Origin of the sequence: Iodidimonas nitroreducens, assembly GCA_000710935.1 — a bacterium.
Lineage (GTDB): Bacteria > Pseudomonadota > Alphaproteobacteria > Sphingomonadales > Rhodothalassiaceae > Iodidimonas > Iodidimonas nitroreducens.
In genome coordinates, this window is record BAYV01000019.1 from 26382 (window position 1) to 49229 (window position 22848).

The following is a 22848-nucleotide window of genomic DNA, read 5'->3' on the forward strand; positions in this document are numbered from 1 at the left end:
CATGCTTTGGTGACGATGGCGCGATGAAGACACAGAATGATTTTCTGCAGGGCCAAGGGCCACAGGCCCCCTTGCTTTCGCGCGAAGAAAAGCTGGCGCGGATGCGGCTGATTCGCACCGATACCGTGGGCCCCACCACTTTTCGTCGGCTGATCGCCCGCTTTGGTTCGGCCATCGCGGCGATTGAGGCGATCCCCGATCTGGCGCGGGCGGGCGGGCGCAAGGCTCCGCTGAAAATTCCCCAGCCCCGCCAGTGTCTTGATGAACTAAAGCGGATCGCCGATTATGGCGCAAAGCCGCTTTTTTTAGGGGATCGCGCCTATCCGCCTTTGCTCGCCGCCATCGAGGATGCCCCGCCGGTTCTGATCACCAAAGGTGCCCCCCATCTTTTCGAGCGGCAAACCATCGGCATTGTGGGGGCGCGAAATGCCAGCATGGTGGCCCGGCAACAAGCGGAAAAGCTGGGCCGGGAACTGGCAGAACAGGGAATTTGCGTTATTTCCGGCCTGGCCCGGGGGATCGATACCGCCGCCCATCAGGGGGCGCTGAAGGGGGGCACCATCGCCGTAGTGGCGGGGGGCATCGATATTTATTATCCCCGGGAAAATGAAGCTTTGCAGCGCGCCATTGCCGAACAGGGGCTGCTGGTGAGCGATGAACCCTTGGGCGTGCAGCCGCAGGCGCGCCATTTCCCCAAACGCAATCGCATCATATCGGGGCTTTCCTTGGGGGTTCTGGTAGTGGAAGCCACGCAAAAATCGGGATCGCTGATCACCGCAAGGCTGGCTTTGGAACAAGGGCGCGAGGTTTTCGCCATTCCCGGCTCCCCCCTCGATCCACGCTGCAAGGGCACCAATGCCCTGATCAAATCGGGGGCCGCCCTGATCGAGTGCACAGACGATATTCTGGATGCCATGGCCCAATTACGCCCCCCCTTAGGCGAGCCGGAAGGAATGGATTATGGTTCAAAGCCAATGCCGCAAAGCGATGATATTCCGCAATCCGCGCGCCATGAATTGCGCGGGCTTTTATCGGTGACCCCGGTGCGGATCGATGATCTGATCCGCATGACAGGCTATGATGCGGCGATGGTTTTGACCATTTTGCTGGAACTGGAACTGGCCGGTTTGATCGAACGCCTGCCGGGATCGAAAGTCGCCCTCACGGGGAGCGGTTTTGACACTCCTTATTGACAGCGGACCCGCTCGCCTTTAGCTCCTGACAGGAAGTATCAGGCTGAAAGCGACAGAAAGCACAGTATGGACGTTGTCATCGTCGAGTCGCCTGCCAAGGCAAAAACGATCAACAAGTATCTTGGAAACTCATTCAAGGTGCTTGCCTCCTATGGGCATATCCGCGATTTGCCGTCGAAAGATGGCTCGGTGCGTCCTGATGAGGATTTCGCGATGTCCTGGGATGTGGAGCGGGCATCGCAAAAGCGGCTGAAAGAGATTGCCGATGCCGTTAAGGGCGCCGATCATCTTTATCTGGCGACTGACCCCGACCGCGAGGGTGAAGCGATTTCGTGGCATCTTCTGGAAGTTTTGAAGCAAAAACGGGCGCTGAAGGATGTGATCGTCAAGCGCGTGGTGTTCAATGAAATCACCAAACGCGCCGTTGAAGCCGGGATCAGCAATCCTCGCGATATCGATCAGGAACTGGTGGATGCCTATCTGGCGCGGCGGGCGCTGGATTATCTGGTGGGCTTTACCCTGTCTCCGGTTTTGTGGCGCAAGCTGCCCGGTGCCCGATCCGCAGGGCGTGTCCAATCAGTGGCGCTGCGGCTGGTGTGCAATCGCGAGCTTGAGATCGAACAATTCAACCGCCGCGAATATTGGACCATCGAAGCCCAGATGCAATCAGCCGAGGGCAACAGCTTCAGCACCCGCCTTGTTACTCTTGATGGCAAAAAGCTCGATCGCTTTGATCTGGCGGATGAAGCCGCTGCCAAGCAGGCGGTGGGCGAGATTGAAAAGCGCGCTTTCCACATTGCCAATGTCGAGAAAAAGCCCGGCAAGCGCCATCCGCAACCGCCCTTCACCACATCTACCCTGCAACAGGAAGCGGCGCGCAAGCTGGGCTTTGGGGCCAGCCAGACCATGCGGCTGGCGCAAACCCTATATGAAGGCAAAACGGTGGATGGCGAAACCACCGGCCTCATCACCTATATGCGGACCGATGGCGTATCCATCGCCGCAGAAGCCATCGCCAGCGCCCGCAAAACCATCGCCAGCCGCTATGGCGAGGCCTATCTGCCGGGAACCCCGCGCCTTTATAAATCCAAGGCGAAAAATGCTCAGGAAGCCCATGAGGCGATCCGCCCCACCGATCCATCTTTGCTGCCGCAAAAGCTGCGCGCGGCTTTGAATGATGATGAATACAGGCTCTATGATCTGATCTGGAAGCGCACCGTGGCCAGCCAGATGCAAAGTGCCGATGTGGAGCGATCAACCATCGATCTGGCTTCGCGCTCGGGCGATGTGGGGCTGCGTGCCACCGGCACGGTGATCCGCTTTGATGGCTATCTCGCCCTTTATCAGGAAGGCCGCGATGACGAGGAAGATGAAGCCCAGGCGCATCTGCCTGCGGTCCAGATCGGCGAGGATGTGAAAACTCTGGCTGTCAATCCGGCCCAGCATTTCACCGAGCCGCCCCCCCGTTTCACCGAAGCGAGCCTTGTGAAAAAGCTCGAGGAACTGGGTATCGGCAGGCCCTCTACCTATGCCTCGATTTTGGATGTTTTATCCGCCCGCAATTATGTGCGGCTCGAAAAGAAACGCTTCATTCCCGAAGACAAGGGCCGATTGGTCACCGCCTTTCTGGAAAGTTTTTTCGCCCGCTATGTGGAATATGATTTCACCGCCAAGCTTGAAAGCCAGCTTGATGATGTGTCTGCCGGCACAGCACAATGGAAAGCGGTTCTGCGCGATTTCTGGAGCGCCTTCAAACCCCGCACCGATGAGGTGCTGGCCGAACGCAATACCAATATCCTTGAAAAACTGAACGAAACCCTCGGCACTTTTCTGTTCAAATCCGAAGAAGAAAATGCCGACCCGCGCCAATGCCCGGCCTGTGAAAATGGGCGGCTTTCGTTGAAAACCGGGCGCTATGGGGCGTTTATCGGCTGCTCGAACTATCCCGATTGCCGCTATACTAGGCAATTTTCCGACAATGGCAGCGATGCCGCCGCCCTTGCCACCAGCGATGGCCCGAAAATTCTGGGGCAAGACCCCGAAAGCGGTGCGGATATCAGCTTGAGGGCCGGGCGCTTTGGCCCTTATCTGCAAAAGGGCGAGGCTTTGGAAAAAGGCGAAAAACCGCCAAGGGCCTCGATCCCGCAAGATATTGCCATCGATGATATCGACCTGCCGATGGCCTTGAAATTGCTGTCTTTGCCCCGCGAAGTGGGGATGCACCCGGAAAGCGGGAAGCCGGTTTTTGCCAATATCGGGCGCTATGGCCCTTATGTGCAGCATGAAAAAACCTATGGAAAGCTCAGTTCCACCGAAGAAGTGTTTTCGGTGGGCATGAACCGGGCGGTGGCCGCTTTGGCGGAACGCGCGAAGGGCCGCGCCCCCGCCAAAGCTGAAATGAAGGCCTTGGGCGATCACCCGGAAACCGGCAAGCCGGTGCGGGTGATGGATGGCCGCTATGGCCCTTATGTCAGCCATGACAAAATCAATGCCACCTTGCCCAAAGATACCGATCCCCTGGCCCTTGAGATGGATCAGGCGCTCGACATTCTGGCGGCGAAAATAGCCAAAAGCGGCCAATCTCCGGCCAAAAAGGCCCCAGCAAAGAAGGCGCCCGCGAAAAAAGCCCCGGCAAAGACGGCGGCTAAAAAACCGGCTGCCAAAAAGGCGCCCGCAAAGAAGCCTGCTGCGAAAAAGCCTGCTGTGAAGAAACCTGCGGCAAAAAAAGCGTCCGGTGCCTCTTCTTGATCTCAGCGCCCCCTTTTCATCAAGGGGGCGCCTTAATGCGAAGGATAAGGCGTGAACAAGACCCCCATAGACTCGCCCGATCCGATCCCGACCAAGGCGGAGATCCTCAAATATCTTGAGGAGGCTGGCGAAAAGATCACCAAGCGCGAACTGGCCAGAGCCTTTTCCGTTAAGGGATCAGATCGCATCGCCCTCAAAAAACGCCTGCGTGAAATGGAAGAGGATGGCGTGATCGCCCGCGATAGCAGCAAAGCCCTGCGTCCGGCGGGCCATCTGCCTTCGGTCATGGTCCTCGAAGTATCCGGCACCGATGCCTATGGCGATGTGTTGATGCGTCCGCTCAATTGGCGCCAGGAGGCCCCACCCCCCAAAATCATTCTGGCCACCAAGGGCCATCGCGGCACGCAAACAGCCCTTGGGCGCGGCGACCGGGCTTTGGCAAGGCTTTCACCCGGCCATGACGAGGTGAGCTATCATGCCACCGTGATCAAGGTTCTGGAGGGCGCGGCCCGTCAGATTCTGGGGGTGTATCATGGCAGCGACAAGGGCGGGCGGGTGATCCCCGTTGACAAGAAAAACCGTGAAGAGCTGCTGATCGACGCCGATGATGCCCAAAATGCAAAAGATGGCCAATTGGTGCTGGCCGAGCTTTTGCCCCGTCATCATGATCTCAAAAGGGGTGGGCGAACATTGGGGCTGAAGCCCGCACGGATCATCGAACAGCATGGCGATGTCTCGGAAACCCGGCATATTTCGCTGATCGCCATCCATCAATATGGGCTGCCCACCGCTTTCAGCGATGCCGCCCTTGCCGAAGCCGAAGCGGCCCGGCCGGTCAGCCTTGAAGGGGATGGCTATCCGCGCGAGGATTTGCGCGCCATCCCCCTCATCACCATCGATCCATCCGATGCCCGCGATCATGATGATGCAGTTTTTGCCGAGGCCGATGACGATCCCGAAAATCCCGGCGGCTGGCATATCATCATCGCCATTGCCGATGTCGCCCATTATGTGCGCCCGGGCAGTGCCCTTGATCATGATGCCCGCCTGCGCGGCAATTCAGCCTATTTCCCGGATCGGGTGGTGCCGATGCTGCCCGAAAGCCTCTCCACCGATCTGTGCTCCCTCAAGCCCGGGGTGGATCGCGCCTGTTTTGCGGTTCATATCTGGATCGATCGCCATGGCGTGAAGCGCCGCCATCGCTTTGTGCGGGGGCTGATGCGCTCGGTCGCCAATATCGCTTATGAAGATGTGCAATCAGCCATCGATGGCGCCCCCACCTCGGTTGCGTCCCCTTTGCTCGATGATGTGTTAAAGCCGCTTTATGCCGCCCATGATGCCCTTGATCAGGCGCGGATGGCCCGCGCGCCCCTTGATATTCAATCCGATGAAAAGAAAATCCTGCTCGATGATGCGGGCGAGATTGTGGAGATCATCCCCAAAACCCCTTTGCGCGCCCATCGGGTGATCGAGGATCTGATGATCAGCGCCAATGTCTGTGCGGCGGAAACTTTGGAAGCAAAGCATGTGCCCTGCATGTATCGGGTGCATGAGGAACCGGCCCTTGATAAGGTCGAGGCCCTGCGGGAATTTCTCCAAAGCCTTGATTTCAACCTTGCCCGCGCCCAAACCCTGAGCCCGGCGCTGTTCAACAAGGTGCTGGATCGCTTTCGCGAGACCCCCCATGCCATGCTGATCAATCAGGTGGTCTTGCGATCCCAAACCCAGGCCTATTACAGCCCTGATAATAAAGGCCATTTCGGGCTGGCTTTGGCACGCTATGCGCATTTTACCTCGCCCATCCGCCGCTATGCCGATCTTTTGGTGCATCGTGGGCTGATTAAGGCTTTGGGGCTTGGCACGGATGGCTTGAGCGACGCGGATTTCGAAGAGATGGGCGCATTGGGCGAGGCCATTTCGCTCACCGAAAGGCGGGCCATGGCAGCGGAACGGGATTCCACCGATCGCTATCTGGCTGCCTTTCTGGCTGGTCGCACCGGCCACAGCTTTAAGGGGCGGATTTCCGGGGTGGCGCGCTTTGGGCTTTTTGTCACCCTGATGCCTTCGGGCGGCGATGGGCTGGTGCCGGTTTCCAGCATGGGCAGCGATTATTATGAATTTGAAGAACAAAACCATGCGCTTGTGGGAAAGCGCCATGGGCAGGTGTATCGGCTGGGCGATATTGTTGAAGTGCGCCTGATCGAAGCCCAGCCCATCACCGGCGGCCTGAAGCTGGAATTGATTGGCGAGCCCAATCGCGATGATGCGCCCGGCTTTAAACGATCCATGGATAAAGGATCTAGGGGTAAAGGATCTAGGGGCCAGACTGGCAGGCCCGGCTTTAAGGCCAGCCCCAAAAAAGGGGGCAAAAAGCCGGGCTTCAGCAAAGCGGCCAAAAAAGGCGGAAAGCCTAAAGCCTAGAGCATTTTCCGATCCACTTTGATCGGAAAATGCTCTCAATATCTGTTTGACCGCGATTTCCTTGCCGCGTCGTGTCCCACTCCGCTCGAAATCGCTCTGGCGTAGCGGACCTGTTTCAAAATGAGATGCGCCTGTCAGTTTTTCTGACAGATCTTTTACAAAGCCTCCCAAACGTCGGAACAACCCCGCATCATCCTTGATGTTTTCCATTTGGCATTGATCTTGCTAGCTTTAGGATTGGCAGCTATAAAAGCCTGAGCCATCATCCTTTAGGATCATTGAGACAGACGATGACATTTTTAAAAGCTTTGCTGATTTTAGGGTTAACTGTTTTTTTGGCAACCAAAGCCATGGCTGCACCGATCAGCTATCATGAGGAACGAGACGGGTTTTTAAACCCCGCCAATCCCCTGCTGATGGGGGTGGGCACCAATAGCATTGAGGGTGTGGGCTGCTTCAGACTTTTTCCTTATTGCAAAAAGGTGAATGATTTTTCCTTTGAAATCGCCCCGGAAACACAGCTCACCGGCTTTCGCTATATCATCGAACAATTGAACACGGCCTTTGTCTTTAATTGGTCGGCCAGCCTTTATCTGCAAAATTTCGATGGGAGCGATAAAACCCAAGGGTCTATGGTGAATTGGCTTGGCGGCCCTGCCCTTCATGATCTGGGCAATCTTGCCCTTCAAAGCGGCACCTATCGCCAGTTCCTGTTGATGAGCATGAGCGGCTTAGGCGGCTTTTGGGATTTCCGCATCGAACTGGATGTCGTCTCAACCGCGCAAACTCAAATCCCCCAAATTCCGCAGCCTGCCACCCTGCTTTTTCTGTTGCCAGCCCTGTTCATGATCTGGCGGCTCAGCCGTCAAAAACCGGCCCTGAAATAAGAGCCGCGCCGATCATCAGGATTTCGCCGCTATTGAGATTTCGGGGGCTGCGGCGTTTATTCCGCAGCCTCGGTCTTTTTGCGCAAGGCAGGGATATTCAGGGCTTCAACCACCCGGCGCAATTCATTGCGCGCTGAAACCTGACTCATGGTGAGGGACGCGCCCACTTCCAATCCTGCGGTTTTCTTCATATCCACAAGGGTGAGCCCTTTGAGGAACAATTCCCGATAGATCACCCGTTCGCTCAATCCGGGGATATAGCGAAAGCCCACCCGCCGGGATAATTTCGCCAGAACGGTCTCGACCCTTTGTTTATTGCGGGCATGCAGGGTTGCGACACGATTGCGCATAACGATCCAATCGATCTGCCCGCGATCCGCCATCGCCCGCCTTTTGCGCGCCTCCCACACCATTTCGGCATAAAGGCTGGGGGCCTCCACCTCATAGCGATCGCGATCAACACGGGCCAGCAGATCAAGATCAACAAAGCTGTCATTCAGCGGCGTCAGGATGGTATCGGCCAGGGCATGGGCCATCCGCGATAAGGGGCTATCGCTGCCCGGGCAATCGATGATCACCACATCGCAATCCACACTTAATTGGGCCAGAGCGCGGCTGAGGGTTTCCTTGTCTTCTTCCTGGGCAGCCTGTTTTAAATCTTTATCTGATGGTTGCAGGGTCAAAACCGTGGGCAAGGGCAGATCAATGCCCTTTTGGGCGATGAACTGGCTGCGATTTTCCAGATAACGCGACAGGCTGCGCTGGCGGCTATCAAGATCAATGGCCGCAACCCGCAAACCGCGATCCGCCAAAGCCATCAGGATATGCATGGCGGTGGTGGATTTCCCCGATCCGCCCTTTTCATTGCCCAAAACCAGAATATGCGCCCGATCAACGGACCGCTTGCTTTCATCCATCATGTGATTTTGCACAGCCCCATCTTTGGAAAAACATATTTTCGGCTCTTTTGTGACCAGATCTTGATGCGCTGTCCACAGCCATGTCACTCTATGTTCAGATTTTTCTTCTGTTCCTGCGAAAATCCGCCATTCTATCCGATCAGCACAGGATCTTTAGATCGTTTCCGTTCCAGCCAGACACTTAAATCACCAGACACTAAAATCAAAAGAGTGCCCCATGAAAAAGATCATTGCCATCACGTCCCTTGCAGCCCTTTTGGTCCTGGTTTTCGGTGGAGCGATCTATCAAACCTATAAGGCGCGTGAAAGCGCGCTGTTTGCGGAGCGGGTGCGCTATCTGCGTCATCAGCCGCCGCCCCAAAGCCTTGATCAGCTCTATACACGGCTTGGCTTTCGGCTGAGCGCGGTGCGCCATGATGGCCAACCGGTGCCCCGCATCTTTTTTTCGGCCCTGCCCCAGGGCCTTCAAAACATCAATGACAGCACAGAGCGAAAACGCGCCTTCATGGCCACGCTTTTACCGCTGATTTTGCGCGTTAATGAACTGATCATGCAAGATCGCCAGCGTTTGGAACGCATTCTGCAACGCTTGGAAGCCGAAAGCGCGGCCCAGACCGCCATCACCCCGCTCAGCCGGCGCTGGCTGCGGCAATTGGCCCGCCGCTATGGCATGGGCAAGGATTTCAAGCCAACAGTGCCAAATCTGGCCGCGCTTTATCAAAGGGTGGATATCGTGCCGCCATCACTGGCACTGGCGCAGGCGGCCATCGAAAGCGGCTGGGGCACATCACGCTTTGCCCGGGAAGGTAATGCCCTTTATGGCCAATGGACATGGAATGATGAGGATGAAGGCATTGTTCCCCAAAGCCGTGAGGATGGCAAAAAGCATCGCATCAAGGCCTTTGGGTTTCTGATCGATTCCGTGCGGGGCTATGCGGCTAATATCAACCGCAATCCGGCCTATAGCGATTTGCGGGCCGCGCGTTTCCGCCTGCGGCAAGAGGGCCGCGCGGTCGATGGTCTGGCCCTTGCCCCCACCCTCATCCGTTATTCCGAACGCCGCGAAGCTTATGTGCGCGATCTGCGCCTGATCATCATGGGCAATGATCTGCTGGATTTCGATCAGGCGCGGCTGGAAAATCGGCGGCAAAATCCGCGCACAGCCCAATCTATGCCCATGCCATCAGCGAAAGTATCCTGAAATCATGCTGCCCTGCCAAAGACATCGCTTCCAAATCCCCCGGGATCATTGCTATCTGAATGCCGCCTATATGACCCCGGCCCCAACGGATTTCATCGCCATCGGGGAACAAAGCCTGATCGAGCGCACAAAGCCCTGGTCCGTATCCCCTGCCGATTTTTTTAAACGATCCGAGCGGGTGCGCAGCCTTGCGGCACAGGTGATGGAATGCGCACCAACTGCGGTGGCCATCGTGCCCTCGGTCAGCTATGGGGTGGCCACGGCGGCCCGCAATCTGCCCATCCAGAAAGGGCAGATGATCATCACTTTGGCGCAGGAATTTCCATCCAATTATTATGGCTGGGATCGTTTGGCCAAAGATCGCGGGGCTGAATTGCTGATGGTTCCCGGCCCGCCCGAGCAGGATTGGACCGAAGCCATTCTCGAATTTTTGCATGAGCATGGCCCGCGCACGGCTCTGCTGGCCATTCCCCATGTGCATTGGTCCACGGGTGCGATGCTCGATCTGCCCCGGATCCGCGATGCGGCACGCCACCATGGCGCGGCCCTGTTTCTCGATCTTACGCAATCCTTGGGGGCGCTGCCCATTTCACTGAGCGAAATCGATCCCGATTTTGCTGTGGCAGCGGGCTATAAATGGCTGTTTGGCCCTTATTCTTTGGGTTATCTTTATGTCAGCCCACGCTGGCAGAGAGGCATTCCCCTGGAAGAAAACTGGATCGTGCGCGCCGGAGCAGATGATTTCAGCCAGCTTGTTGCCTATCAAAGCGATTATCAGCCCGGTGCCCGGCGCTTTGACATGGGGGAGCGATCCAATTTCCAATTGATGCCTTTGGCGGAAAGGGCTTTGGAGATGATTTTGGATTGGCAGATCGATGAGATCGCCCAATCGCTGGCGGCTATCAATAGCAGGCTGGCCGATATTCTCCACCGCCATGGCTTTGAAACCACCCCGCACCAATGGCGCAGCCCGCATCTGATGGCCGCCCGCTCATCCGCCCATAAAGCCAGTGACATCGCAGCGCGACTGAAGGATGAGAAGATATTCGTCAGCAACCGGGGAGACTGGATCAGAATCGCCCCGCATCTGTGGATCGATGATCAAGATGAAGCCCACCTGGATGAGGCTTTGGGCCGATTATGAGCGGTTATCCTATAAGAAGCAGCGATTCCCGGCTGGCCTTTTGCTCTTAAACCAGTTAAGGTAAGCCTGAAAACAGATCGATTGTGATGTATTTGAATCCGCTCACAATGAACAGCCTCAAACAGTATCGGAACAAGACCAAAATGTTTCGTAAATTTTTAACGGCCATGGTGGCTGCAACCTTTCTTGTGCCTTTGCTCCCGGCCAATGCTGTTGATAAAATTCCGGATCAAACGTCTCTCACCTATAGCATCGAGCGTAAAGGCTCGAAAATCGGCACCCACAGCGTTTCCTATGATTTCACCGGCGAAAATCAGATCGCTGTTGATATTGAAGCGAGGGTGCGGATCAAGATGGCGTTCATCACCGTTTACAAGCTCGATCATAGCTCGCAGGAATTATGGAAATCCGGCGAACTGGTCAAAATGACCAGCGAAACCCAGCGCAACAGCTCTTATGAAGAGGTGGATCTAAGGGCGGCGGATGATCATTATGTGGTTGAAACAGATGGCGAAACGGTTTTAGCGCCGCGCGATCTTGTGCCCAGCAGCTTTACCAAAACCGATTTCTGGATCGATGAGGGCACTAAGGATTTCATGCTCCTTGATACCCTCTCGGGGCTGATGCGGCCATCCCGGCTTGAAGCCAAAGGGCGTATCCAGCTTGATAATGATGATCAGACCGTTGACGCGCGCTATTACACAATAACCAATCTGGATGAAAATACCCTCAGCCATGAATTCTGGATCGATGATGCGGGCTATCTGATCGTTGGCACTCTTTATACCAAGGATGGGGAAACCCTCACCTATCGCTTCCAGAAGGCAAAAGACAAACAAGCCGCCTGAGAGTTCACTTGTGAACAGCAGCAGATGAAAGCTGAATGGGCAGATCCAACCCATTGCCCCTTTTTTCCAATCAGTTCTTGTTCTTTTGGTTTTTTGCCTTCTATCATACTCCCAAAGTGTTTCTGAACCCTGTTGCCTTTCAGCTCAACCGGAAGGCCATAAAGGGATGAGCAAATGACAGATCGGCAGATGACGCCTGATATTCATGAAAACAAGATCATGTGCCTTGCCTGCCCGGCTCGCGACAGCTTTTTATGCTCGGGTCTTGATGATCATGAATTGAAACATCTGGCCGCCCGGGCCACCCGTTTTCAGGTCAAACGCGGCCATTCCCTGATTTTGGAAGGCGATCAGACGAAAGACGTTTATAATGTGATTGAGGGCGATATCGCCTTATCGCGGCTTTCCAGCGATGGACGGCGGCAGATTTTGGGGTTTCTGACCAAAGGCGATTTTATCGGCCTCACTTTATCCGATCAGTATCATTTTTCCGCCGATGCTTTGAACGACGCCCGCCTGTGCCGTTTTGATCGGCGCTCCATCGAGGAACTGATCGAACGTTTTCCCGGCATGGATCGGCAGGTGCGCCGCATGGGGGCATCGGCTATGGATCAGATGCTTGATCTGGTTTTTTCTTTGGGCCGCAAAACCGCACAGGAACGGGTGGCGTCCTTTCTCATCGGTCTTGCCCATCGCCAGGGGCATTGCCATGATCCATCCTTGGAAATTCATCTGGCCATGAGCCGGGCGGATATCGCCGATTATCTGGGGCTGACGATTGAAACCGTCAGCCGCATTTTCTCGAAACTGAAAACGCTCCAGATTATTCGCCTCGAAACGGCGCAGCATCTTCATATATTGGATCTGCCGAAGCTTCAATCTTTGGCCGAGTGCGAACTCGCCTGATCAGGCTCCCCTTGACCGCTCGATGCTCCTTTAAAATTACTCATCCCAAAATAAAACAGCCGCTTTCCCAAAAATGGCTCAATTCGGGGCAGCCCATCGCCTCGTTTATGTTTTATTTTGAAACAGCCCCCATGATCATTACTGCTAAGTCTCTGGAATCATTATCAAGATAAAATTGGCATGATCTATGCTTAACTTCTGATCTGAAGAAGGAACAATGCTGGTCTTCATATGCCTGATGTGATGATCGGCTTTGGCGGTGGTATTTTGCCTGAGATATCATCGCTCTCTCGTGGCGGCGTCTGCTCAATTGAGCGGCGCCGCTTTTTTTGCCTGTGCAATCCTTGATTAAACAGGCATTGATCAGTTCAAAAGTTCAGAAAGCGATTTCGGTTGCCATGTGCTCAAAAGGCGCTTCACCCTTTGCCATTCATCCCATCCGGCCCCCAATTTAGCCCGGGTCAGGGCGGCCTCGGCTTCTTTCAATCTTTGGGGATCGCGCAATCCATCATGGGCCAATTGCAGATATAAAACGGCCTGAACCGCATCTTTTTCAACCCCCCGGCCATCCAGATAAAGACGCCCCAATTCATATTGCGCCAAAGCATTGCCGGTTTCAGCACTGATATGAAACCAAAAGGCCGCCTTTTCCAGATTCTGCTCCACCCCCACACCCTGATGATAAAGATCGGCGATGAGCAAAGTGACAGGGGCCCCTTTCTGGGCGGCTTTTTCCAACCATGGCAGGGCTTTCGCCCAATCACCATCCTCACCGCGCGCCAAAAGGGCGGTGCCCATTGCCAAAAACTCTTCAGCTTTCTCAGGTCCTGATGCCGACCCCGTTTCTATCCCGGATTTTCCCAGAGTATCGGCTTCGGTTTGCGCGAAAACCGCGCCCGAAAAGCAAATAAACCACAGGCCGAAGAGTGCACAGATCCTTGTCATGGCATCAATCCCGATCAGGTCCAGACAATGAGCCTAGCGCGTTTATGCACCGAGATCAAAAATTCAGTGAACGGGTGATGAGCCATTTGAAAAACAGCAGATCAGCCGATATTCAAGGCAGGGAAGCGGTGGTTTCGGTGGCCTGAACCAACCCCCGTAGATCGAGCAGGGACAGCCGCAATTGGCTCCAATCCTGATCGGTGATCGCCGCTAAGGGGCCGGAAAACTGGATGGCATAGGCACAGCGATCCGCCCCGATGAAGGCCAAAGTTTCACGGCGCACGGCATCTGCCCCTTCGGCGATAAAGGTGCTGGCGGCCAGGCCATAAGGCGCTTCGGAAAAGAGCGAAACTGAACATTCAAGTCCAGCCTCGGCACAGGCCTTGCGCGTATCGGCGGCGGTATCAGACCAATATCCAGCGCCTTGATCGCCGCTTTGGCCATCCATCTTCAAGCGGTCGCCACCAATCAGCAACAGGCCGTTGCTCTGTTCATGGACATAAGCCAGCTTATAATCGGGCATGATTTGATGCAGATGATCGGCAAATTGCGGATCGCCGCTGATCACGGGTCGCAGATCATGCCAAAAATCAGCATCCCCCAAGGTATCGGCAATCATGGTAAAAGCACATTGATCGATCATCTGCTGATGGGTGAGGTCCTGACCGGACTTATCACTAAAGGCAGAATTTCCGAGAGAAAATAAAGCGGAAAGCATCATTAAAACAATCATGGACCAACCTTTTCTTTCAAAATCGATCCAATTTTAATGAATTATTAATGACTTGCCAATGGCAATTTGACGATCATCCCGCCCTTTCAGGCGTGTTCGCGTGAGGCGCTAAATTTTTGTAAAAATGATATTCCGTGGTGTTGGATGGATCATTAAGATCGCGCGTTTCCCCCGGCCCGATAAAGCCATGGCGTTGGTAAAAGGCATGGGCCTCGATAAAGCGGGTATCCGACCATAAATCCATGCGCGATGCCCCGCAGTCTCGCGCTTTTTCCATCACCAATTCCAATAAAGCGCTGGCCAACCCCAAGCGGCGCATGGAGGTATCCACATAAAGCCGCTTCAATTCGATCGCTTGATCCGCTTTCGGGGTGTAGCCCACACAGCCAATGATCTGTTGGCGGGGATGCGGGCTTTGTTTTGCGGCAACCAAGGTTTCAGCCACCCAGAAATGACCGCCCTGCTGTTCATAAAGGCTGGAAATATGATGAAGATCGGCATCAAGGCCGGGCAGATCGAGCACGCAACCGGGATAGGCGCTGAAACAGCGGCCAATCAGCCCAATCACCTGCGGCGTATCTTCTGGCCGGCCAGAGCGGATATTGAAAGCGGGTGAGGATGTGGCGCTGGCGCTGTCCATTGCGGCATCAGGCCGCTGATGGTCCGGTCGATCCCCTTGTCTTTCCGGCTGATCACGCATCGTCTCGCCCCCTTGTCGCCTTTATGAGCCTTGTTAAAAGCACAAAAAAACGCCGCGGAAAAGACCCCGCGACATTTTACAAAGATCAAAAGACCCAAGGCTCAGCGTGAATAGAATTCGACCACCAGATTGGGTTCCATCTTCACAGGATAAGGCACTTCATCAAGGGATGGGGTGCGGGTGAAGGTGGCTTTGGTGCCTTCCACGGTGATGTATTCCGGCACATCGCGCTCGGGGCTTTGGGCGGTTTCGAGCACCATGGGCATCTGGCGCGATTTTTCACGCACTTCGATCACATCGCCTTCTTTGACCAGATAGCTGGGCACATTGGCGCGCTTGCCATTGACCAGAACATGGCCATGGCTGACAAACTGACGAGCGGCAAAAACCGTGGGCACGAATTTCGCGCGATAGACCACAGCATCCAAACGACGCTCCAAAATCCCGATCAGATGTTCACCGGTATCGCCTTTTTTGCGCGAGGCTTCCTGATAATAACGGTTGAACTGCTTTTCGGTGATCGAGCCATAATAGCCTTTCAGCTTTTGTTTGGCGCGCAGCTGAATCCCGAAATCCGACAATTTGCCTTTGCGGCGCTGGCCATGTTCACCCGGGCCATATTGACGGCTGTTGACCGGGCTTTTGGCACGGCCCCAGATATTTTCGCCCATCCGGCGATCGATTTTATGCTTGGCAGTAATACGCTTGCTCATGTCGAACCGCGTCCTTTCTATGCGCCATGGGCCGGGCGCCAATCGCCCCTTTTACATTTTGACACAGGCTGTTTTTTTGCATCAAAACAACATGAAGCCAAAGCGCAAAAGCGCCCACGCGGGCGACGGACAAAAATCTGCCGCCCGTTCGAAGTGCGGGGACTATAGCCATGCGGCTGAAAAGATCAAGTCTTGATCAGTAGAATTGCGATTTTCGTGCATCCGGCTTGCGCTCGATCTGCATCTCACTGTTCAAAGCGACGCAAGCGCCGGATCAGGCTTGATGTATCATTGCGCCCCCCGCCCTGGGCCTGCACATCGGCATAAAACTGATCCACGAGGGCCGTGAGCGGTAAAGAGACCCCCATCCGCCGGGCTTCGGCCAGAACGATGGCGAGATCCTTCCGCATCCAATCCACCGCAAAGCCAAAATCAAATCGCCCCTCAACCATGGTTTCGGCCCGATGCTCCATCTGCCAGCTTTGGGCCGCCCCTTGGGAAATCACCTCCACCACCTGCCCCGCATCAAGCCCGGCTTCCATGCAGAAATTAAGCGCTTCCGACAAGCCCTGCAATGTGCCGGCGATGCAGATCTGATTGACCATTTTTGCGGTTTGCCCGGCCCCCACAGGCCCTAAAAGCCGCACCATTTTGGCATAGCTCTCCATCACGGGCATGGCTTTATCGAAATCGCCTGCATCACCCCCGCACATCACCGTCAGCCGGCCATCCTTAGCCCCCGCTTCACCGCCTGAAACCGGCGCATCGATAAAGCCCAGCCCAAAGCCTTTGGCCGCGTGGTGCATTTCTTTGGCCACCGCAGCCGAGGCGGTGGTGTGATCGACGAAAACAGCCCCTGCCCGCATGGCGGCAAAGCTGCCCTGATCGCCTGTGCAAATGGCGCGCACATCATCATCATTGCCCACACAGGCAAAAACGATATCGGCATCCCGCACGGCTTCAGCCGGGGTGGCCGCCGTGGATAAAAGGGCATCAGGGTGCGCCCGCTTCTGCTCGGCCAGCCAATGTTCGGCCCGCGATGCTGTGCGGTTATAAACGGTGAGCGGATAGCCCTTCCGTGCCAGATGAGATGCCATGGGATAGCCCATCACACCCAACCCCAGAAATGTGAGCTTGTGGGTCATGAAATCGCCGTTACTCTGTTGGTGATCAGGATCGACAGACATCAAACGCTAGCGGGCTTTCATGCTTTTTGTAAAGCCCCTCAAAAGGAGACCGGGTATGCGCAAGCTGATCGCCAGAACGAGCGGGCTTTTGGGGCTTGTGATTCTTTTGATCGCCTTATTTGGCTGGAGTTATCTGCGCAGCGCCCTGCCGCAAACTTCCGGCACCCTTTATCTCGATGGGTTGGAGGGCAAGGTCAGCATTGCCCGCGATCAGCATGGCGTGCCCCATATCACCGCCGATAGCATGGAGGATGCCTTTTTTGCCATTGGCTTTCTTCATGCCCAGGATCGCCTGTGGCAATTGGCCATGCATCAGCGGATTTATGCCGGGCGGCTGGCGGAAATCGGCGGCTCATCGGCCCTTCCCACCGATCAATTCCTGCGCACACTTTCATTAAAAGATCGCGCCCGCAAAGCCTGGCGCCATCAAAGCCCGGAAACCCGATCAGGGCTGAAAGCCTATGCCAATGGCATCAACAGCTTTATCGCGCAGCATCGAGGGGCGCTGCCGCCCGAATTCATGCTCACCGGCACCCGCCCCGAAAGCTGGACGCCGATCGACAGCTTGGGCTGGCTCAAAGTGATGGCTTTGGATCTGGGCGGCAATTTCTGGATGGAACTGGCGCGGCTGGATCTGGCCGCTTTGCTCGATTCCGAGCAACTGACCGAATTTTTCCCGCCTTATCCCGGTGAAGCGGCTCATGAATTACCCGATATAAGCCAGCTTTATGAGGGGCTGGAAATCAGCGCCGCCATGAGCGCACCACAAGACATCGGCAAACCCCGCGGTTTAGGCTCGAATAACTGGGTGATTTCGGGTGCATTGAGCAAAAGCGGCAAGCCCCTTTTGGCCAATGATCCGCATCTGGCCTTGACCACCCCATCCTTGTGGTATCTGGCGCATCTCAAGATCGGCGATGAAGATATCATCGGTGCCACCATGCCCGGACTGCCCTTCATCGTGCTGGGCCGCAATAACCGCATGGCCTGGGGCTTCACCAATGTCAATCCCGATGTGCAGGATCTTTATATCGAAAAGCTTGTGGGGGATGGCAGCCGCTATCTCACCCCATCGGGGCCGCAGTCTTTCATCACCAGAGACGAAGTGATCCTTGTGAAAGATGCCGATCCGGTCTCCATCATCGTGCGCGAAACCCGCCATGGCCCGGTGATTTCCGATGCCCGCAGCGATCTTGCCGAGCGGCTGCCCAAAGATGCCGTGATCGCCCTGGCCTGGACGGCGCTGGATGAAAACGATACCACCGCCAGCATGGGGCTGGACCTGACCCAAGCGCAGGATTTCCCCGATTTTCTGAATGCCCTGCAATATTATATCGCCCCGATGCAGAATATTGTTTATGCCGATGTGGATGGCCATATCGGTTATTTCGCCCCGGGCCGAGTGCCGGTGCGCCTGCCCGAAAACCGCACGCAGGGGCTGCTGCCCGCACCGGGCTGGCTGGCGGATTATGATTGGCAGGGCACCCTGCCCTATAGCGAATTGCCGAAAAAATATGATCCCGAAGACGGCGTGATCGCCACCGCCAATGAAAAGATCACCCCGCCCGATTATCCGCATTATCTGACATCCGAATGGGCCATGCCCTATCGCGGGGATCGCATCCGCGCCCTGATTGCCGAAACCGGCCCCCATGATCTGGATAGCATGAGCCGCATTCAGATGGATATCCGCAGCAGTTTGGCCGCCGATCTGCTGCCCCTGATGCTTGATCACGCCACGGGTGCTACCCATCGCGATCTTCTGGATGCCCTTGGCCAATGGAATTTGGAAATGGCGGCGGATCGCCCGGAACCGTTGATCTTTACCGCTTGGCACCGGGCCCTGGTCAAACAGATCATTGCCGATGAACTGGGCAGCAGATTTCCCCGATATTGGTCGCCCAAGGCAGGTTTTCTCCGCGCCGTTCTGGGGGATGCCCCCGATGATGCAGCCAATGGAGCACGCTGGTGCGATGATGTGGGCACCACCGCACTTGAAAGCTGCGCTGAAACCGTGACCATGGCCCTTGATGAAGCCCTGAAGGATCTGGCCCAGCGTTTGGATCGCCCTATAAAAAGCTGGCGCGATTGGCGCTGGGGTGATCTTCATCAGGTGGTGCAGGACCATCGCCCCTTTTCACAGGTGCCCTTTCTTGCGCCCTTTTTTGAAAAGCGCGCCCCTGCCGGTGGCGGCACCGATACGGTGAATGTGGCGGGCCCGCGCTTTGCCGCCGATGATCCCTTCACTTATGGCCATGGGGCGAGCTACCGGGTGGTTTATGATCTGTCGGATCTTGAGCGGTCGCGCTATATCATTCCCACCGGGCAGTCGGGGATTGTTTTCTCAAAGCATTATCATGATATGATGCCTTTATGGCTCAAAGGCCAATCGATCTCCATCGCCAGCAATCCCAGGGCGGATGCCATCGCAGCCACGTTGATCCTGGTGCCACGATCCCCAAAACCCCCAAAATCATAAGGAAAAATTAAGGCCAAACCGCCATTCTGATGGCCACCAAACCCAAGCAGCGGAGCAGGCGGTGGCAAAGAACGACGAGGCACGACCCATCATCATCAAAAAGGTGAAAAAAGGCGGCGGCGGCGGCCATCATGGGGGTGCCTGGAAAGTCGCCTATGCCGATTTCGTCACCGCGATGATGGCCTTTTTCATGCTTTTGTGGTTGCTCAATGTGTCTGACAAGGAAACCCTTGAAGGCCTGGCCGATTATTTCACCCCTTCATCGGCCAGTGTCAGCGGCAAATCGGGGGCTGGAAAGCCGCTGGCCGGGGCCTCGATTGCCGCATCCGGTCTTGCCAATGCCAGCGGATCGATCACCCCGATCAGCGGCCCGCCGCCCACCTCCAAACCCGATCAGAATCGCGATAGCAAAGCCGCCGATAATGCCGAAAATCCGCAGGCCGATTTTGAAGACAAATTGAAGGACGAAACCAACGAGGCCATGAATGCGCTGGAAGAAACCCTGCGTCAGGCCATTCAGGACTCGCCGGAGCTCGCCCAGCACAAGGATCAGATCCTGATCGAGCAAACCCCCGAAGGCGTGCGCATCCAGATCACCGACAAGGATGGCCGCTCGATGTTCGAGCCTGCAACCGCCAATCTTTACAACTATGCCAAAAGGCTGATTCGCGAAATTGGCGGGATTACCGCCACTTTGCCCAATCGCATTGCCATTTTAGGTCATACCGATGGGGGATCCTTTGGGGCGGGCAGCGATTATACCAATTGGGAATTATCCGCGGATCGCGCCAATTCCGCGCGCCGTGTGCTGGCCGAAACCGGGGTGAGCTCTGATCGCTTTTCCGAAGTGATCGGCAAATCCTCATCCGAACCCCTTTATCCCAATCAGATCATGCGGGCGGAAAACCGCAGAATCTCGATTCTGGTGCTGCGCGAAGCGCCGGTGGTTCTCCCCAATGCCCGCCGATAAGGGCTGAACGAGCACAGCTTATCTGATGCACTAAAAATAACAGGCTGTCACAAGATGTTGGGCGGGTTATAGTTCGCCCCCTTTGCAACGCATCCGACATTCTGGTGGGGAGCCAGCTTTCTTTATGATTGCAGCCAGTCCAAGCATTGAAATGTGGATCACCTTTGGCATCATTGCCTTTGGCATGGTGCTTTATGCGCTGGATCGCATCGCTATGGAGATCACCTCTTTGGCGATTATCGTGGCGCTGCTTTTAACCTTTCAGATTTTCCCCGTTCTTGATCCCCAAACGGGGGAAAGCCTCTCCACAGTGCGGTCGCTGGTTGCCGGCTTTGCCGATCCTGCGCTGATCGCGATCCTCAGCCTTCTGGTGATGGGGCAGGCTTTGGTGGTATCCGGGGCTTTGGATGAACCCATGCGGCGGCTGGTTGGCCCGGCCACCAATTCCCCAAAGCTTATCCTGTTCAGCGTTTTGGGCATTGTGTTGCTGTTTTCCGGCTTTTTGAACAATACGCCAATCGTGGCCATTTTCATTCCCATCCTCAATTCTTTGGCCGGCAAAATGAGCATGAACCCAAGCCGGGTCATGATCCCGCTGTCTTATGCCGCCATTTTGGGGGGGAATCTCACCTTGATTGGTTCGAGCGCCAATCTGCTGGTGGCGGGCAGCTATAGCCGGATCACGGGAGAATCGCTGGGATTTTTTTCGATCTTCGTGCCCGGTCTCATTTTAGGGATCGCCGGATTTTTATATCTGGTTTTTCTGGCGCCCCGCCTTTTGAGCGACAGGGCGACCATGGCCTCGCAATTCACCGGGGGGGCAAAACAATTCCTGATCCAGCTTGAAATCACCGCCACCAGCGCCCTCAATGGCCTAACCGCCACATCGGGCCTGTTTCCCGAACTGACGGATATGACCATCAGGTGCATCAGGCGGGGCGATGAAATGCTGCTGCCACCTTTTGATGATCTGTCGCTTCAGCCCGGCGATATGCTGGTGGCCGCTGCCACTCGTGCCCATCTCACCGATATGATGCTGCGCTCGCCCGAGCTTTTGAGCGGCGCCTGGATGAAAGGCGGGGTGGGTGGTGGCCATGATGAGCAAGACACAAGCCCCCTGCCATCGGGCGAAAGCATGATGGCCGAAGTCATGATCGCCCCGGCCTCCCGGCTTCAGGGTAGAAGCCTTGAACAGGTTGGCTTTCGCTCCCTTACCAATTGCATTGTTCTGGGCCTGCAAAGACGTTCCCGGATGATCCGAACCCACACAGCGCAATTGGTTCTGGAGCCGGGCGATGTGCTGCTTTTGCTGGGGCGGCGCGATGATATTCATGCCCTGCGCGGCAATCGTGATCTTTTGCTTTTGGAATGGTCGGCATCCGATTTTCCTGCCGAACAAAAAAGCGCCTATGCCATCTTTATTTTTGCGATGACCATCGCCTTGTCGGCTTTTGGCATTCTTCCCATCACCGTGGCGGCTCTGGGCGGGGCTTTGGCCATGATCGTCACCAATTGCCTTAATATCCGCCAGGCCTTCCGGGCCATTGATCAGAAAGTCGTCATGATCATTGCTGCCGCCATTGCCATGGGCCATGCCATGTCGATCACCGGCGGTGCCAGCTATATTGCCGATTCGGTTCTCAATATGCTGGGCGATGCATCGCCGCTGGTGTTCCTCTCCAGCTTTTTCCTGCTGGTGGCTCTGCTTACCAATGTTCTATCCAATAATGCCACGGCGGTTCTGTTCACACCCATTGCCATCTCCATTGCCCACCGTATCGGAATTGAACCCGAAATTTTCGTCATTGCTCTGATTTTTGCTGCGAAATGCTCTTTTGCCACGCCTTTTGGCTATCAAACCAATCTGCTGGTGATGGCACCGGGACATTATCGGTTCATTGATTTCGTCAAGGCAGGCACGCCGCTCGTCTTCATCTTATGGATTGTCTTCACAGGCATAGCCGCTTGGTATTATGGTCTTTGAAAGACGGAGCCACTCCTGATGGAAAGCCTGACGTGACAGATCAATCTTTGCAGTTCCCGCGATTTTATGTCACTGCGCCCTCGCCCTGCCCCTATCTGGACGGTCGCGAGGAACGAAAGGTTTTTACCGAATTGCGGGGCGATGATGCCTCGGCCCTCAATGAAGCGCTGTCGCGCGTGGGGTTTCGGCGCAGCCAATCCGTGGCTTATCGCCCGGCCTGTGATCGCTGCAGCGCCTGTGTTTCCGTGCGGGTGGTGGCCAGCGCCTTTCGGCCATCGCGGCGGATGCGTAAAATCAGCAGCCGCAATGGTGATATCCGCAGCGAAGAACGCCCGCCGGTGATAAGAGCCGAGCAATATGGCCTTTTGCGCGCCTATCTCGAAACCCGTCATGCAGATGGCGGCATGGCAGGCATGTCGATGCAGGAATATGCCGATATGGTGGAAAACAGCCCGGTCAACACCATGCTGGTGGAATATCGCCTGCCCCCGATTGATGATGCCCAGAGCCTTGATGAAAAACGCGGCCGCTTGATCGCTGTGGCGCTGACCGATGTGTTGTCGGATGGTCTATCGATGGTCTATAGCTTTTTCGATCCTGAAATGACCCGGCGATCCTTGGGCACCTATGTGATTTTAGATCATATCGCCCGCGCCCATGATCGCGGATTGCGCAATGTTTATCTGGGTTACTGGATCGCCAACAGCCCGAAAATGGCCTATAAAACCGAATTCAGCCCGCTGGAGCGCTTGGGCCATGATGGCTGGCATTTAATGGCTAAAGCGCAGTCTGGCAGCGCATCCGCCTCCTGATCCTTTTTTCATCAGCACTAAAGGCCTGATCGCTTTATGGATGTTCCCCCCCGCCCG

Annotated in this window: 18 protein-coding genes; 12 read left to right on the forward strand and 6 right to left on the reverse strand. The window is 55.6% G+C overall.

Going from position 1 to position 22848, the window contains the following annotated elements; genetic code table 11:
- The first annotated feature begins 23 nt into the window (after nt 1–23).
- The 4 genes from dprA (at nt 24) to AQ1_RS08855 (ending at nt 7249) form a co-directional block, all read left to right on the forward strand.
- Nucleotides 24–1193: a DNA-processing protein DprA gene (gene dprA / locus AQ1_RS08840; protein ID WP_081837222.1), complete on the forward strand. Its 1170-nt coding sequence runs from the start codon at nt 24–26 to the stop codon at nt 1191–1193.
- Between the two features lie 66 nt (nt 1194–1259).
- Complete coding sequence (topA, locus tag AQ1_RS08845) at nt 1260–3941, forward strand: type I DNA topoisomerase (protein WP_042086403.1); 2682 nt, start codon at nt 1260–1262, stop codon at nt 3939–3941.
- Nucleotides 3942–3992: 51 nt separating this feature from the next.
- A complete protein-coding gene (rnr, locus tag AQ1_RS08850; protein ID WP_042086405.1) occupies nt 3993–6362 on the forward strand; it encodes a ribonuclease R in 2370 nt (789 codons plus the stop codon).
- 290 nt (nt 6363–6652) lie between these two features.
- Complete coding sequence (locus tag AQ1_RS08855) at nt 6653–7249, forward strand: hypothetical protein (RefSeq protein WP_042086406.1); 597 nt, start codon at nt 6653–6655, stop codon at nt 7247–7249.
- Between the two features lie 56 nt (nt 7250–7305).
- Here the strand turns inward: AQ1_RS08855 and AQ1_RS08860 are convergent, their stop codons facing one another.
- Nucleotides 7306–8169, reverse strand: coding sequence for a division plane positioning ATPase MipZ (locus AQ1_RS08860; RefSeq protein WP_042086429.1), 864 nt, complete (start codon nt 8167–8169; stop codon nt 7306–7308).
- Between the two features lie 217 nt (nt 8170–8386).
- Here AQ1_RS08860 and AQ1_RS08865 point away from each other — a divergent pair, with 217 nt between their 5' ends.
- From AQ1_RS08865 to AQ1_RS08880, 4 genes are all read left to right on the forward strand, one after another.
- Nucleotides 8387–9370 carry a glucosaminidase domain-containing protein gene (locus AQ1_RS08865; RefSeq protein WP_052371148.1) on the forward strand — a complete coding sequence of 328 codons (984 nt, stop codon included), beginning with the start codon at nt 8387–8389 and terminating at the stop codon, nt 9368–9370.
- A gap of 70 nt (nt 9371–9440) precedes the next feature.
- Nucleotides 9441–10514: an aminotransferase class V-fold PLP-dependent enzyme gene (locus AQ1_RS08870; RefSeq protein ID WP_161760524.1), complete on the forward strand. Its 1074-nt coding sequence runs from the start codon at nt 9441–9443 to the stop codon at nt 10512–10514.
- 143 nt (nt 10515–10657) lie between these two features.
- Complete coding sequence (locus AQ1_RS08875; RefSeq protein WP_042086409.1) at nt 10658–11362, forward strand: DUF6134 family protein; 705 nt, start codon at nt 10658–10660, stop codon at nt 11360–11362.
- A 174-nt stretch (nt 11363–11536) separates the two neighbouring features.
- Nucleotides 11537–12268: a Crp/Fnr family transcriptional regulator gene (locus tag AQ1_RS08880; protein ID WP_042086411.1), complete on the forward strand. Its 732-nt coding sequence runs from the start codon at nt 11537–11539 to the stop codon at nt 12266–12268.
- 363 nt (nt 12269–12631) lie between these two features.
- Here AQ1_RS08880 and AQ1_RS14555 read toward each other — a convergent pair whose 3' ends face one another.
- From AQ1_RS14555 to AQ1_RS08905, 5 genes are all read right to left on the reverse strand, one after another.
- Nucleotides 12632–13213 (reverse strand): tetratricopeptide repeat protein, encoded by a 582-nt coding sequence (locus tag AQ1_RS14555; RefSeq protein ID WP_052371149.1) that lies wholly within the window; start codon nt 13211–13213, stop codon nt 12632–12634.
- Nucleotides 13214–13325: 112 nt separating this feature from the next.
- A complete protein-coding gene (locus tag AQ1_RS08890) occupies nt 13326–13946 on the reverse strand; it encodes a hypothetical protein (protein WP_042086412.1) in 621 nt (206 codons plus the stop codon).
- A gap of 73 nt (nt 13947–14019) precedes the next feature.
- Entirely contained in the window at nt 14020–14646 is a 627-nt protein-coding gene (locus AQ1_RS08895; protein WP_052371150.1) for a GNAT family N-acetyltransferase, read from the reverse strand.
- Between the two features lie 101 nt (nt 14647–14747).
- Nucleotides 14748–15359, reverse strand: coding sequence for a 30S ribosomal protein S4 (gene rpsD / locus AQ1_RS08900; RefSeq protein ID WP_042086413.1), 612 nt, complete (start codon nt 15357–15359; stop codon nt 14748–14750).
- Between the two features lie 245 nt (nt 15360–15604).
- Nucleotides 15605–16546: an NAD(P)-dependent oxidoreductase gene (locus AQ1_RS08905; RefSeq protein ID WP_313982067.1), complete on the reverse strand. Its 942-nt coding sequence runs from the start codon at nt 16544–16546 to the stop codon at nt 15605–15607.
- 55 nt (nt 16547–16601) lie between these two features.
- Between AQ1_RS08905 and AQ1_RS08910 the strand changes: the two genes are divergently transcribed.
- The 4 genes from AQ1_RS08910 to AQ1_RS08925 all read left to right on the forward strand — a co-directional run bounded on the left by AQ1_RS08910 (nt 16602) and on the right by AQ1_RS08925 (nt 22791).
- A complete protein-coding gene (locus tag AQ1_RS08910) occupies nt 16602–19025 on the forward strand; it encodes a penicillin acylase family protein (RefSeq protein ID WP_042086414.1) in 2424 nt (807 codons plus the stop codon).
- 61 nt (nt 19026–19086) lie between these two features.
- Nucleotides 19087–19995 (forward strand): flagellar motor protein MotB, encoded by a 909-nt coding sequence (locus AQ1_RS08915; RefSeq protein WP_042086416.1) that lies wholly within the window; start codon nt 19087–19089, stop codon nt 19993–19995.
- A gap of 124 nt (nt 19996–20119) precedes the next feature.
- A complete protein-coding gene (locus AQ1_RS08920) occupies nt 20120–21979 on the forward strand; it encodes an SLC13 family permease (RefSeq protein ID WP_042086417.1) in 1860 nt (619 codons plus the stop codon).
- Between the two features lie 32 nt (nt 21980–22011).
- On the forward strand, nt 22012–22791 hold the full coding sequence (locus AQ1_RS08925) for an arginyltransferase (RefSeq protein ID WP_042086418.1): 780 nt from the start codon (nt 22012–22014) through the stop codon (nt 22789–22791).
- Nucleotides 22792–22848: the final 57 nt, after the last annotated feature.

Bases quoted from the DNA above. Each gene is read 5' to 3' on its own strand.
- AQ1_RS08890 (WP_042086412.1), bottom strand. From the start codon at position 13,946: ATGATTGTTTTAATGATGCTTTCCGCTTTATTTTCTCTCGGAAATTCT.
- AQ1_RS08875 (WP_042086409.1), top strand. From the start codon at position 10,658: ATGTTTCGTAAATTTTTAACGGCCATGGTGGCTGCAACCTTTCTTGTG.
- AQ1_RS08865 (WP_052371148.1), top strand. From the start codon at position 8,387: ATGAAAAAGATCATTGCCATCACGTCCCTTGCAGCCCTTTTGGTCCTG.
- dprA (WP_081837222.1), top strand. From the start codon at position 24: ATGAAGACACAGAATGATTTTCTGCAGGGCCAAGGGCCACAGGCCCCC.
- AQ1_RS08880 (WP_042086411.1), top strand. From the start codon at position 11,537: ATGACAGATCGGCAGATGACGCCTGATATTCATGAAAACAAGATCATG.
- AQ1_RS08905 (WP_313982067.1), bottom strand. From the start codon at position 16,546: ATGTCTGTCGATCCTGATCACCAACAGAGTAACGGCGATTTCATGACC.
- AQ1_RS08910 (WP_042086414.1), top strand. From the start codon at position 16,602: ATGCGCAAGCTGATCGCCAGAACGAGCGGGCTTTTGGGGCTTGTGATT.
- topA (WP_042086403.1), top strand. From the start codon at position 1,260: ATGGACGTTGTCATCGTCGAGTCGCCTGCCAAGGCAAAAACGATCAAC.
- AQ1_RS08920 (WP_042086417.1), top strand. From the start codon at position 20,120: ATGATTGCAGCCAGTCCAAGCATTGAAATGTGGATCACCTTTGGCATC.
- AQ1_RS08895 (WP_052371150.1), bottom strand. From the start codon at position 14,646: ATGCGTGATCAGCCGGAAAGACAAGGGGATCGACCGGACCATCAGCGG.
- AQ1_RS14555 (WP_052371149.1), bottom strand. From the start codon at position 13,213: ATGACAAGGATCTGTGCACTCTTCGGCCTGTGGTTTATTTGCTTTTCG.
- AQ1_RS08855 (WP_042086406.1), top strand. From the start codon at position 6,653: ATGACATTTTTAAAAGCTTTGCTGATTTTAGGGTTAACTGTTTTTTTG.
- AQ1_RS08870 (WP_161760524.1), top strand. From the start codon at position 9,441: ATGACCCCGGCCCCAACGGATTTCATCGCCATCGGGGAACAAAGCCTG.
- rpsD (WP_042086413.1), bottom strand. From the start codon at position 15,359: ATGAGCAAGCGTATTACTGCCAAGCATAAAATCGATCGCCGGATGGGC.
- AQ1_RS08860 (WP_042086429.1), bottom strand. From the start codon at position 8,169: ATGATGGATGAAAGCAAGCGGTCCGTTGATCGGGCGCATATTCTGGTT.